This window comes from Thiofilum sp. (genome assembly GCF_016711335.1).
In the GTDB taxonomy this organism is placed as follows: domain Bacteria; phylum Pseudomonadota; class Gammaproteobacteria; order Thiotrichales; family Thiotrichaceae; genus Thiofilum.
Genome location: NZ_JADJTF010000001.1, coordinates 2683579 through 2696383 on the forward strand (window position 1 = coordinate 2683579; position 12805 = coordinate 2696383).

Genomic DNA, 12805 nt, shown 5'->3' on the forward strand with positions numbered 1-12805 from the left:
AGCCTGGCTATGTTATTAACATCAGCGTTTTAGTAGAGCAGTGGAGCATTAATTTTTATTAAATGATAGACAACTGATAAACCGTAAAAGCGAGTACTTTAATCAATGCGAAGTACTCTCTAAACAAACCTTATTAAGCCATATGTTTAGCAATAAACTCCAGCATCACTTCTGGATGCTCACCATAGTAGTTATAACCATCAAAGCGATTAAGATTGCCCTCAATCCAAACCATTTGAGTCTCAGTCGGTGTCGCCGCCACGATAGTTTCTAAATCTGCGGGGCTAGTCAAAGCATCTTGGCGTACTTGGGAATAGAGCACAGGTACTGTTAAATCCTTTAAAGTACTCATCGGTGACATATCGTCCAGACCAATCTGCTAGGTCTTTAATAGCTTGGTCGACTTCAGCGAGGCTAGTATTGCCGCCTAACATGGGCGCAACCTTTTCAGCCATATATGCCATTGAAATGGGTTGTACTGCAACCAATGCTTTGACGTTTCTGAATAGGTCAGGGCGTTTGCTCATGGCAATAATGGCGCTATTAGCTCCCATACAATGATTAACTAAAACGACGGGTACTTGGCTCAATTGCTGATGCTGATTGACATAAACCATAGCCCCTGCTGCGTCTTGCCATTCAAATGCACCAATACCACTAAAACCATCAGCAGTTGAAGCACTTTCGCCATGATTACGTAAGTCATAAAACAAAATATCAAAGCCAGCATTATGTAGATGTTGTGCGGTTTTCATAAACTCCACATGCACGGGTACAAGCTGAGCCACATCACCTTCAGGAACAAAGCCGTATTTGCTGCAATAGAGTGGATGATTCATTACTGCCAATTTTTGATTGGGCACTTTAGCGGGAATAAACCAAGCCGATAAACTCACACCATCTAAAGCAGGAAATTCAAGCGTTTCAAACTGCATACCATAGTCCAGTGGGGTTTTAGGCATAGCAGTACGATGGGGACGGGTAAACAGAGCAGCAACTTGTTGGGCAACGCTAGCAGTCATAATCAGTACTCACGAAAATAATTAATGAGTACTCAGTGTAAAGGGTCTGATTGCTTATAAAAATCGGTCTAATCACAATATAGTATTAGGTATAAACTAATAATGAGGAGTGCTAATGAGTACTAAACGACGTGATGCTTTAGCAGGCTTAAGTACTTTTGCAGCGGTAGCGCACTATGGCAGCTTTACCAAAGCCGCTGCATGGTTGGATATAAGTACAGTGTCGGTGAGTTTGGCAGTGAGTGAATTAGAAAAACAACTCAAAACCCAACTATTGATCCGTAATACTCGCAGTGTACGTTTGACTGAAGCAGGCGAGGCGTTTTTCCTGCAAATTCAACCCGCTTTACAAACTATTCAAGATGCTCAACAGCAATTACAGCAACATAGCGCAAAACCTCAAGGATTATTGCGTTTAACCGTACCGATTATTTGTCATGACACAATTGTGCAACCGTTATTGCAGTACTTACAGCAACATGCGCCAGAATTGCGCGTAGAGGTGCATTACAGCGACGAGTTTGTGGATATTATTGAGCAAGGTTTTGATGCAGGCATTCGATTACGCTCACAGATCGAACAGGACAAAGTAGCGATTCCTTTGACTAAGCCATTGCACAGTACTTGGGTAGCTAGTCCAGAGTACTTAAAACACTATGGCATACCCGACGCGCCGATTGATTCTGAGGCTTTAAAGGCTCTCAATAGCCATCGCTGTATTTTGTTTAAATACGGTGAGCATCAGCAATTAGATCACTGGGATATTCATGTAGATAATCAAATTCAAACGGTCAAAGTCATGCCCTCTGTGGTACTCAATCAATTGCAGCATGTATTGAGTGCTGCCAAAGCAGGATTGGGTATTGTACAAGTGATGAGTACCAGTTGGATTAGACGAGAATTAGAGCGGGGAGAGTTAGTGAGTTTATGGACTAAGTATGCACCTAGCTATCCAGAAATTATGCTTTATATCCCTAAACAACGCTTTAGTTCGGTGAAAATTAAAGTACTGGTAAACGCTGCGCGGAGTTTACTAAGTTAGGTGAATTATAAAAAATAGTTGAACAAAACCAAAGGGCTAAGGCGCAATAGACGCCTTAGCTGATAAGCAAACTATCGTGAGGATAATAGTTCACTTACATTGATATGCTGGAGTTGACGGGCAAGCCCTAAAGGACTTTTACCATCGGTATTGCGAATGGTGGGATCAGCGCCGCGTGACAATAATAAACGCACCATATCATAGTGACCAAAACGGGCGGCATGATGTAATGGCGACCAGTTTTTGCGAGTCACTGCATTCACATTAGCTTTGCGTTGTAGTAGTAGCTTAGCTAGATTGACATAACCTTTGGCGGCGGCTTCGTGTAAAGGAGTTACCCCATCGCTGCCCGCTGCATCGACATCCGCACCTTTCATCATCAGTTGATAGGCGATCATTTCAGCACCATTACCTACCGCGACTTGTAATAACGTTTCGCCCGTAGGATAGCGCTCATTAATATCCGCACCTTTATCCATGAGCAATTGCGCTACATCAGTGAGACCCCGTTTCACCGCATATTGCAGATAGCTCTCGCCACTGTTTTCGATTTTGCCGATAGGAGAGGCATTACGCTCAAACAGGTATTGCATTATTTGCACTGAACCGCGTAGAACTGCTGCACCCATTGGAGTTGTACCGTCTTCATTACGTTGGTTCACATTAGCGCGACGTAATAACAGGAATTTAACGTGCTCAAGGCGATTAGAGAAAATAGATAGATACAATAAGCTGCGACCTTGGGAATCGAGGCTATTTACGTCTGCACCTTCACTGTACCAACGCTCGGCTTCAAGCATATAGTTACTTTGTAAAGAGACCAGAAGGTTTTTATCGTAAGTAGGATTTCTAATCGGTGCTCTTAAGCGAATGGTGTGGTCATAGGGCAATAACATGGTCGGTCTTGCCGGAGCGGCAGGCGCTTGAGCCGTAGGATTCTCTACCGCTACATTGCCAGTCGCCATCATATTATTAACATTAGCAGTAGCCGCATAGAGCGAGGTACTGAATAGTAAAGAGCATAACATTCCGCTAGAGAGTGCGACTGTCTTACACATGGACATAGGTTTGCCGCCTTTGCAAAAAAATTGATTTTTGTGTCTGACTCTAACAATGCCCTGTTAGAGTAGGATACCGTGTCCTAAGTTATATACTGTCAAAGGACAAACCAACTCAGCACTGTTTTAACCCCTAAGGCTGAGTTGGTATATATGGGTTATAAGGATGAACCATAGCTGAAACGTACTACAAAATAAAGCCTCGCTTATCAACGGTTAGTTATAATAATAAGGTTAAAAAATCCCCCACCATCCTTTAATGAGGAGCTGGGAATTTTAGAGCTGATTAAACAAGTTCATATCAGGGTATCCGTCCGCTGGTAGCCCTAGTTGTTGTTGTAGTTTACGGGTGGCATTCATGGTTTCCTGCCCAATAATGCCGTCTATTTTTTCGATCCTATAGCCTTTGTTGCGCAACTTGGTTTGCAGCGTTTTAACTTGGCTTAGGCTCAAAGTTGCGACCGGAGCATTGCCACGTTTTAAAGGTGCAGCGCCCGCTAAACGGGTCGCAAAATAGGCAGCGGTCAAAGAGTATACACTGGATTCATTCCACTGTAAGTAGGCATCAAAATTAGGATAAGCCAAAAAAGCAGGCCCATTCCGTCCCATCGGTAAGAGTAGAGCGGCAACTCCGTTTTTGGGCAGTGCTGTCCCATTAGCGCGTGTCACTCCCTCCGCACTCCAAGTACTCAAAGGCAATTTATTATCTAAACGCGCCTTTGCCCAATCCATTTGTTTGGGGACTTTCACTTCTAGGAGCCAAGGTTCTCCCGCTCGCCAACCGTAGTGTTTTAATAAGCTTGCGGCTGATGCTAAAGCATCGGCTTTGGAGGCAATGATATTGCGCTGTCCATTGCCGTCAAAATCCACTCCGTGCAAGTTATAGCCAGAGGGTAAAAATTGTAATTGACCTAATTCACCTGCCCACGCACCGCGCATTTTAGCGGGGGTTATATCGCCTTTTTGTACCAGCCAGAGGGCGTGTAGCAGTTCAGGGCGGAAGCGTTCGGGGCGACGACAGTCATAGGCTAGGGTAGCAAGAGCGGGGATGGTGGCAAAGTCGCCTAATACGGCGCCAAAATCGGTTTCTAAGCCCCAAAAAGCCGTGAGTACTTCAGCGGGTACGCCATAGCGGGCTTCGATTTTATTAAATAGCGCGGCGTTTTTTTTGAGTTGACTGCGCCCGATGGTGAGGCGGTTACTGGAGACTTTTTTGTCGGAGAATTGTAAGAAGGTTTGGGCAAAGACGCCTTGGTTGCGGTCGCGTTGGATGACGCTGGGGTCGAGTTTGACCGAGCTTAGTGTTTGTTGGATGACGCTAGGGGTGATGCCTTCGCGGGCGGCGTGTTGTTTAAAGTCGGCGAGCCAGCTTTTAAAGTCGGTGGTGTTTTGGCAGGCCCAAGCGTTGTGGAGTGCTAGGCTGGAGAGGAGTAGCCCTAGGGATAGAATACGCATAATGTTCCTTATTATTTCAGTTAGCCAATGGTTTTAAAGGTGAGTGTAGGTTATGGGATGAGTGGGTGTTCAAAAAGTTCCCTTTAGTGCTGTGGGGGTAGGGTGGAGTGAGTGGCAGTAGGGTGTGGGTTGATAATGTTGGGGTGGTGAGTATAAGACGGTGGAAAGTTGGCTAGCGGAGGATTTATAGTGGGGTATTGGTGTTATGGATAGGGCTGCCCCATGTCAAAACGCGCATTGAAATTGATTGGTGAAGCTAAGGAAAAGCGTTTAACTCGATTGGATTTAGGTAAGTGCGCACTTACTAAATTACCAGATAAGTTATTCGGGTTAGAGTGGTTAGAAGAATTAGTGTTGGCTAATGATTGGCGGGAGTGGGAGATTGAAACGCAACAATGGGAGCTGAAACGAAGTCAGAATCAGTGGGCAGCTAATCAAATTCATGCTATTCCTTATCAAATACAAAAGCTCTCAAAACTTACCGTACTTATTGCATCGGGAAATAATATTCGTGATCTGAGTTCGCTGTCGGAGCTGTCGCAGCTCCAAACGCTCGATCTAAGTTCCAACCAAATCAGTGATGTGAGTGCGCTGTCGGGTCTGTCGCAGCTCCAAAAGCTCTATCTAGGTGCGAACCAAATCAGTAATGTGAGTGCGCTGTCGGGTCTGTCGCAGCTCCAAACGCTCGATCTAAGTTACAACCAAATCAGTGATCTGAGTGCGCTGTCAAGTCTGTCGCAGCTCCAAACGCTCGATCTAAGTTCCAACCAAATCAGTGATCTGAGTGCGCTGTCAAGTCTGTCGCAGCTCCAAACGCTCTATCTAGGCAAGAACCAAATCAGTGATGTAAGTGCGCTGTTGGGTCTGTCGCAGCTCCAAACGCTCTATCTAGGTGCGAACCAAATCAGTGATCTGAGTGCGCTGTTGGGTCTGTCGCAGCTCCAAAAGCTCGATCTAATGGGCAACCAAATCAGTGATCTGAGTCAGATAATTAATTTAATAGAAAAAGGGCTTCCTGTTAGTTTGAAAAAAAATGATTGGTCGGATAAGAAAATAAGTTTATACAATAATCCTTTGGGAAACCCTCCTGTCTCCATAGTCGAACAAGGCAATGAAGCCATTCTCAACTACTTCAAACAATTAGAAGATCAAGGGGTTGAGCAACTCAACGAAGCCAAACTCATTATCGTAGGTGAACCTGCCGCAGGTAAAACCACTTTAATGGAAACCTTGCTTGATGAGGATTTTGAGCTAAGTAAAGACACCGAAAGTACTCTAGGTGTGCAGGTGCGCACAGGCTGGACATTTCCCCATCCCAATAAACCCGATACCATTTTCACCACCAATATCTGGGATTTTGGCGGGCAACAAATTCAATACATGACCCACCAATTTTTCCTCACTCCTAGTGCCGCCTATGTCCTCGTCTCCGCCAATGACCGCAAAGAACCGACCAACTTTCCCTATTGGTTTAAAATCATTCACCTACTCGGCGAAGAACAAGGGCGCTATAGCCCTGTGCTGGTCGTGCTCAATGAAAAAGACGATAAATTCATTAACAAATTTAACTTTGACCGCAAATTTTACGAGGAGCGCTACCCAGAGCTACAAATTGAAGTCTGTGAAGTCAATCTAGATAAACGCGACGACCATTTCAAAGCGATGCGTAGCACTATCCAGCGTATGCTGAGCCAACTGTCTCACGTCACCGACCCGCGCCCCGCCCGCTGGAAAGATATTCGCGCCGCCCTACAAGAGTGCGCTAAAACTACCAACCATATTAGCTTTGAAAAGTATTCAGCCATTTGCAGCGAACACGCCGTCGAGGACGAGGAAAGCCAGTTAGTGTTGAGCCGCTACCTACATAAATTGGGTAGCCTATTGCATTTCACTGATGATCCTAGCCTGCATAATTTCATTATTCTCAATCCGCAATGGGCAGTGGATGCGGTCTATAGTGTGCTGAATAATAATGAAGTAGCGCGTAAGGATGGTTATTTTAGTCGTGCTCAAGTAGAGGCGATTTGGAGGGATAAATACAATCATGATGAGCGCTGCAAGCTATTGAGTTTAATGCAAAAAGAAAATTTCGAGATTTGCTACCCACTCAATTACCAAAAAGATTTATACATTGCCCCGCAACTCCTCAATGCCGAACAGATGCCCTTTATTTGGGATAATAAAGACAATCTACGCTTCCGCTTTCAATATAAATTCATGCCCGAAGGCATTATTACCCGCCTGATCGTGCGCTTAAATACTATTTTGGCGTGTGGGATTGAAGGCAAGCAATTGATTTGGCGCAAGGGGGCAGTCTTTACTGAGCGCGATTGCAGAGCTTTAGTTCAGGAAGAAGAAAACCGCGACGGCTTAAAAATCATTGATATAGCCATCAATGGTAATGTCAATGAACGCAAGTATTTACTCAGACGCCTCCGTGATGAAATTCAAGATATTCACCATAAATGGTTTCGCAACATTCAAGCCGAACAAATGATTCCGTGTATCTGCACTTATTGCACTGACCCGCAACATAAAGACGCTAAGTTCTTTGAGTATCAAGTACTTCAGCGAGCCTTGAATAAAGGCAAAGCTACCATCGAATGTGACAAAGAGTTTATTGATGTATCGGTAAAAGGATTACTAGAAGGTGTGTTTGAGGACGAGGATTTATCGCCTAAGAGAGAACAGGTACTAGGCAATATTTACAATATTCAAACAGGAGACGATGCACAAATCATCGTTGGTAAAAAGAATAGGCAAACTAATAAATCCCACAATAAAACTCGACCCTAATAGACACAACTGTAGGGGCAAACCTACGTGTTTGCCCTCCGCACTACCATCAAACCATCCACCAATCTTCAAACCCGTGCCAAACGCACCACTTCCTTAACCAGCTTAGTAATCCCCGCCTCGGCATCCATAATCTTATTCGCCAACATATAGGCAGGGGTACTGACTACCTTACGTTCCTCATCCACCACAAAACTATCCACCGGACAACTCACATGCTCACCGCCCATTTGCTCAATCGCCGCCGCCGTGCCCACATCATCACCAATGGTCAGTTTTGCACCCTCACCAAAAATCTTTGGAATCATCGCAGGCGCAATACACACAAAGCCTAACGGTTTACCTTGTGCGGCTATGGCTTGACAAAACTGCAATACATCCGCTTGAACCGTACAATCCGCCCCTTTAAAAGCAAAATCACTTAAGTTTTTAGCCGCTCCAAAGCCCCCTGGCACAATTACCGCATCAAACTCAGCCGCATTAGCACTGGCTAAATCTTGCACCTTACCGCGTGCAATGCGTGAGGCTTCTACCATCACATTACGTGTCTCATTCATCACCTCACCCGTGAGATGATTGATCACATGGTATTGCGGAATATTAGGCGCAAAACACTGATACTCACAGCCTTCGTGTTCGAGTGCCAATAGAGTGAGCACACTTTCAAAAATCTCAGCGCCGTCAAATACTCCACAGCCCGATAAAATCACTGCTACTTTAGTCATATAGCCTCCGCTGAAAATTGCAAAATAAGTAGTGTAGTACTTAAACCTAGACTCTCCAAGTGAGGCGTATTCGGGTTAAAGATTACAGTCGTTGAGCACCATAGCAGCAGGAAAAGCATTAGTATTGTTCTAGCGATCTATCTCTTTAGGGGTGGATATATTTTTTATTTAACTGACTAATTAATAAGAGTATTTGCCAAATAAGTGGACTACGTGATTAGGATTTATTAAGTATATATTTTTTTAGAGATACTTGTTTGACCCTTTAAGGAAAATTCTGGTATTAATACATTCCATATCACTTGATATTTATCATTGTGTTCAATAATAGGGAGGAGCCGCTATATGAATCAGAGTCTATTGACCCCTCACCTTACTATTATTTCTCACATAATCTTATTTCCCTACCATCCAATGATAGGCTCAGTTAACGCTAAGGAGATGTTATGAAGCGGAGAAAATTTTTAGGTAACGCGCTGGCTCTCAGTGCCACCGGTGCGGCATTGAGTGCAGGCTTAGTGACGCCTCAATGGGCAATGGCTGCCGATGCAGCCGCACCAGCCGCTGCGAGTCCTTTTGACCTAAAAGCATTAGAAGAAGTATTGAAGTCACTGAATGCTACCGAAGCTAAAGCTTCTGATGCGATTAAAATCAAAGCGCCTGAAATTGCTGAAAATGGTGCAGTAGTTCCAGTAGCTGTGTCTACCACACTGGCCGGTGTGACTGCTATTAGCCTAGTCGTGAGTAATAACCCCACTCCTTTGGCAGCGACTTTTACTATTTTAGAGGGTGCAAGCCCCGATGTATCCACGCGCATTAAAATGGCTAAAACCGCAGAGGTGATGGCTATTGTACAAGCAGCCGATGGAGTACATATGGCTAAGCAGGAAGTGAAAGTAACACTAGGCGGCTGTGGCGGTTAAGGAATTAGGAGAGCATTTGAGATGTCGAGCATTAAATTAAAGGCGAAAGCGATTGACGGCGGTCTGATCGAAGTGAAAGCGCTGATGACCCATCCTATGGAAACGGGGCTACGTAAAGATTCTGCGGGTGAATTGATTCCTGCCCACTTTATCAGTGAAGTCGTGGTCACGGCTAATGATAAAGAAGTGATGAAAGCTAATTGGGGTGGCTCTATTTCTAAAAATCCTTATATGGCATTCACCTATAAAGGAGCAGCGGGTGATAAAGTGAAGCTCACTTGGAAAGATACCAAAGGTGGGACAGATACTGATGAGGTTGTAGCTGCTTAATTAATCTGATTCCCAACCGCTAGGAGAATTGAATGAAACAACTGACTATCGCCAGTCTAGTAGCAGGTGCTTTGTTAGCCGGTATTGCTTTTGCAGCCGAAGAACCCAATGCCGATGCTTACCGCGAAATGACCTATGGCGACCGCGACGCTAACCCTGCTTTATTAGTGATTGATCGTGGTGAAGAGTTATTTAAAGAAAAGCGTGGTCCTAAAAATGCCTCGTTAGAGCAATGTGATTTTGGTTTAGGCCCTGGGGTACTCAAAGGGGCTTATGCACAATTACCGCGCTATTTCAAAGATACTGATAAGGTACAAGATGCAGAGTCACGCCTCTTGACCTGTATGACTGAGCTGCAAGGCTATACCGTTAAAGAATTGACTAAGCAAACCTTTGCTAATGACAAGCGCAATGAAGATAACACCGACTTAGAAGCTCTCACGGTCTATATTGCGGCACAATCCGATGGCGAGAAAATCAATGCCCCTGCTGAACATGTCAAAGAGCAAGAGGCTATTAAGATTGGTGAAGGACTGTTTTGGCGGCGTCAAGGTCCCTTGGATTTTGCCTGTGCGACTTGCCATGCTGATGATAAAAAGCGTATTCGTCTCCAAAATCTAGGTAATTTCTCCAAGCCCGGTGCGGATGCACAAAAAACCATGAGTGCTTGGCCGACTTATCGGGTGTCTCATGCCGCTGTGCGTACTATGCAACATCGGATGTGGGATTGTATGTGGCAAATGCGTCTACCGGATGCTGAGTATGGTTCGCCTATGACGGTGGCTTTGATTGCCTATCTTAATGCTCAAGGCAAAGATGGTACTTATCTGCTCCCCGGCATGTCACGCTAACGCAAGGATTACTCTATGAAAATCAAATTAGTCAGCACTGCGCTTATAGCTATTTTAGGTACGACTCTAGCAGTTGCAGCGGATGATGATGTATCCGCCTTAGTAGAGCAATATATTGCGAGCGGTTTTAAACAAGGGGAAAAGCAGCCCCTAGAGCGTCTCACGCAAGATGAAACCCAAAAGCTTTGCACCCAATATCGCAATCAAATCCCCGCCGATATGCAGCAAGCCTTTATGGAGCGCGAAAAGGCTACTATTAAATATCCAGAGAGCGGCAAGCTCATGGGGGATTGGAAGCAAGGTCAAAAAACTTTTACCGATGGTTTTGCTTGGCGGGTGGGTACGATTATGCCCGACAAACCCGATGTAGTACGCGGCGGCAATTGTTATGCCTGTCATGCGGCTGATCCTAAAGAAGTGGCGGCGGGTAATATCGGTAGTACTTTAACGGGCTTTGGTAAATTACGTGGCAACACGCCAGAGACGATTAAATATGCCTACGAGAAAATTTATAACTCTAACGCCTATATGCCTTGCTCCAGCATGCCGCGTTTAGGTCACAATGGCGTACTGACTCCTGAGCAAATTGCCGATGTAGTGGCATTTTTGGTTGATCCTGAGTCACCGGTGAATAAATAGAGAGAAGCATAGATGGGCATGAATCGTCGTGAGTTTTTGCAGCTCTTAGCGGCTGCAAGTGTGGCAGGGTTTGGTTTGAATACGCGTTTGGCGCTCGCCAATCAGCCGAGTAATCCCTATGAATTACCCAGCTTTGGTAATGTATCGGTACTGCATTACACCGATTGTCATGCCCAACTACTCCCTATTTATTATCGTGAGCCTAGTGTCAATCTAGGCATTGGTTCGATGCAAGGCAAGCCACCGCATTTAGTCGGTGAGCCTTTTTTAAAGCATTACGGCATTGCCCCTAATACGCTAGAGGCTCATGCGTTTACCTATTTAGATTTTGCCGAAGCCGCGAAAAAATACGGTAAAGTCGGTGGTTTTGCGCATTTAAAAACCCTAGTGGATCAGATTCGTGCTCAGCGTCCGGGCGCTTTGTTACTCGACGGTGGTGATACTTGGCAAGGCTCATGGACAGCCCTAAAAACCAATGCTCAGGATATGGTCGATGCCCAATTATTATTGAGTGTGGATGTCATGACTCCGCATTGGGAAATGACCTATGGGGCTGAACGTGTCAAGGAAATCATTGAAAAAGACTTTGCGGGCAAAGTTGATTTTGTAGCTCAAAATGTGTTGAGTACTGATTTTGAAGAACCCGTATTCGCCCCTTATGTGATTAAAGAAATTAACAAAACCCCTGTAGCCATTATTGGTCAAGCCTTCCCCTATACTCCGGTGGCAAATCCGCGTCATTTAGTGCCTGATTGGAGCTTTGGCATTCGAGATGAGCGTATGCAGGAAATGGTCGACGAGGCACGCGGTAAAGGTGCGCAAGTTGTCATAGTTCTCTCGCATAATGGTATGGACGTAGACCTAAAAATGGCGAGTAAGGTTACAGGCATTGATGCGATTATGGGTGGACATACCCATGATGGTGTGTTCCAGCCAGTCGTGGTGGAGAACGCAGGCGGCAAAACCTTAGTCACTAATGCAGGTTCTAATGGTAAGTTTTTGGGTGTACTCGATTTAGAGGTCAAAGACGGCAAAGTGGCGGATTATCGCTATAAACTGTTACCCGTATTTTCTAATCTGCTCACCCCTAATCCCGAAATGGTGAAACTGATTGAAAAGGTACGCGAGCCGTATCAAAAAGAGTTAGCTGAAGAATTAGCGGTTTGTGATGAAGTGTTATATCGACGCGGTAATTTTAATGGAACCTTTGATCAGCTCATTTGTAATGCCTTAATGGAAGGACTAGATGCACCGATTGCTTTCTCTCCGGGCTTCCGTTGGGGTACGAGCTTGCTCCCCGGTCAACCGATTACCTTTGAGCATGTGGCTGATCAAACAGCGATTACTTATGGCACGGTGACGCGCAATGAGATGAGTGGTGAGATGATTAAAACCATTCTTGAAGATGTCGCGGATAATCTATTTAATGCCGACCCCTATTATCAGCAGGGGGGCGATATGGTGCGCGTGGGTGGGTTAAAGTTTAGTTTTGATCCAACGGCTAAAATGGGTGAGCGTGTGTCGGATATGCAGTTAGCGGGTAAGCCCTTAGAAATGGCTAAGACCTATCCGGTGGCAGGCTGGGCGAGTGTGCAAGAATCTGTCCCTGAGAATAAGCAAATTTGGGAAGTTGTCGCCGATTATTTACGCGATAAGAAAACCATTAGCCAGATTGAATTAAATACCCCTACATTGAAGAATGTGGAGGGTAATGTGGGGTTAGCGCTTTAAAGTAGCGCCTACGGAGGGGCTGAGTGCAATGCTTCGTCCCACTGTAAAGTTAAATTTGTATAATTTTCAATTAGCTTCAGCATGCTATGAAAAAATGCTCCTTACTCAGTAGTTGCAAAGTAGGGTAAAGTTTTTCGCTCCTATTTTAGTCTTGTACTTCTCTAATGTTGCTCTTAAGGTAGTGACTAGCCATTAGTCGTCTTTAAGAAGAGGTGTGCATTGTGCAGTTTTTG

The 12805-nt window shown here is 45.0% G+C and carries 12 protein-coding genes; 7 read left to right on the plus strand and 5 right to left on the minus strand.

Translation table 11 applies throughout. From position 1 onward, the window contains the following. Positions 1–133 precede the first annotated feature (133 nt). Together IPL34_RS12870 and IPL34_RS12875 are read right to left on the minus strand one after the other, a co-directional pair. A complete protein-coding gene (locus IPL34_RS12870; protein ID WP_296841849.1) occupies positions 134–322 on the minus strand; it encodes a hypothetical protein in 189 nt (62 codons plus the stop codon). Beyond that, positions 285–1022: an alpha/beta fold hydrolase gene (locus IPL34_RS12875; RefSeq protein WP_296841850.1), complete on the minus strand. Its 738-nt coding sequence runs from the start codon at positions 1020–1022 to the stop codon at positions 285–287. Before IPL34_RS12875 ends, IPL34_RS12870 begins: the two co-directional genes overlap by 38 nt. Before the next feature lie 115 nt (positions 1023–1137). Here IPL34_RS12875 and IPL34_RS12880 point away from each other — a divergent pair, with 115 nt between their 5' ends. Further along, positions 1138–2064 carry a LysR family transcriptional regulator gene (locus IPL34_RS12880; RefSeq protein WP_296841851.1) on the plus strand — a complete coding sequence of 309 codons (927 nt, stop codon included), beginning with the start codon at positions 1138–1140 and terminating at the stop codon, positions 2062–2064. Positions 2065–2135: 71 nt separating this feature from the next. Here IPL34_RS12880 and IPL34_RS12885 read toward each other — a convergent pair whose 3' ends face one another. Together IPL34_RS12885 and IPL34_RS12890 are read right to left on the minus strand one after the other, a co-directional pair. Then, the gene (locus IPL34_RS12885; RefSeq protein ID WP_296841852.1) at positions 2136–3128 is read right to left on the minus strand and encodes an ankyrin repeat domain-containing protein; all 993 of its coding nucleotides are present in this window, start codon (positions 3126–3128) and stop codon (positions 2136–2138) included. Positions 3129–3398: 270 nt separating this feature from the next. After that, positions 3399–4577, minus strand: coding sequence for a lytic murein transglycosylase (locus tag IPL34_RS12890; protein WP_296841853.1), 1179 nt, complete (start codon positions 4575–4577; stop codon positions 3399–3401). Between the two features lie 222 nt (positions 4578–4799). Between IPL34_RS12890 and IPL34_RS12895 the strand changes: the two genes are divergently transcribed. Further along, positions 4800–7373 carry a leucine-rich repeat protein gene (locus IPL34_RS12895; protein ID WP_296841854.1) on the plus strand — a complete coding sequence of 858 codons (2574 nt, stop codon included), beginning with the start codon at positions 4800–4802 and terminating at the stop codon, positions 7371–7373. A gap of 68 nt (positions 7374–7441) precedes the next feature. On the opposite strand, the gene elbB is transcribed toward IPL34_RS12895, so the two are convergent. Beyond that, on the minus strand, positions 7442–8098 hold the full coding sequence (gene elbB, locus IPL34_RS12900) for an isoprenoid biosynthesis glyoxalase ElbB (RefSeq protein WP_296841855.1): 657 nt from the start codon (positions 8096–8098) through the stop codon (positions 7442–7444). Between the two features lie 446 nt (positions 8099–8544). Between elbB and soxY the strand changes: the two genes are divergently transcribed. Genes soxY through soxB form a run of 5 tightly spaced genes read left to right on the plus strand, consistent with a single transcriptional unit; the run spans position 8545 to position 12572 of the window. Further along, the gene (soxY, locus tag IPL34_RS12905) at positions 8545–9021 is read left to right on the plus strand and encodes a thiosulfate oxidation carrier protein SoxY (protein ID WP_296841856.1); all 477 of its coding nucleotides are present in this window, start codon (positions 8545–8547) and stop codon (positions 9019–9021) included. A gap of 21 nt (positions 9022–9042) precedes the next feature. Further along, entirely contained in the window at positions 9043–9351 is a 309-nt protein-coding gene (gene soxZ / locus IPL34_RS12910; RefSeq protein WP_296841857.1) for a thiosulfate oxidation carrier complex protein SoxZ, read from the plus strand. 32 nt (positions 9352–9383) lie between these two features. Then, a complete protein-coding gene (soxA, locus tag IPL34_RS12915) occupies positions 9384–10202 on the plus strand; it encodes a sulfur oxidation c-type cytochrome SoxA (protein WP_296841858.1) in 819 nt (272 codons plus the stop codon). 15 nt (positions 10203–10217) lie between these two features. Beyond that, the gene (soxX, locus tag IPL34_RS12920) at positions 10218–10841 is read left to right on the plus strand and encodes a sulfur oxidation c-type cytochrome SoxX (RefSeq protein WP_296841859.1); all 624 of its coding nucleotides are present in this window, start codon (positions 10218–10220) and stop codon (positions 10839–10841) included. A gap of 12 nt (positions 10842–10853) precedes the next feature. Then, positions 10854–12572: a thiosulfohydrolase SoxB gene (gene soxB, locus IPL34_RS12925; RefSeq protein ID WP_296841860.1), complete on the plus strand. Its 1719-nt coding sequence runs from the start codon at positions 10854–10856 to the stop codon at positions 12570–12572. Positions 12573–12805 lie beyond the last annotated feature (233 nt).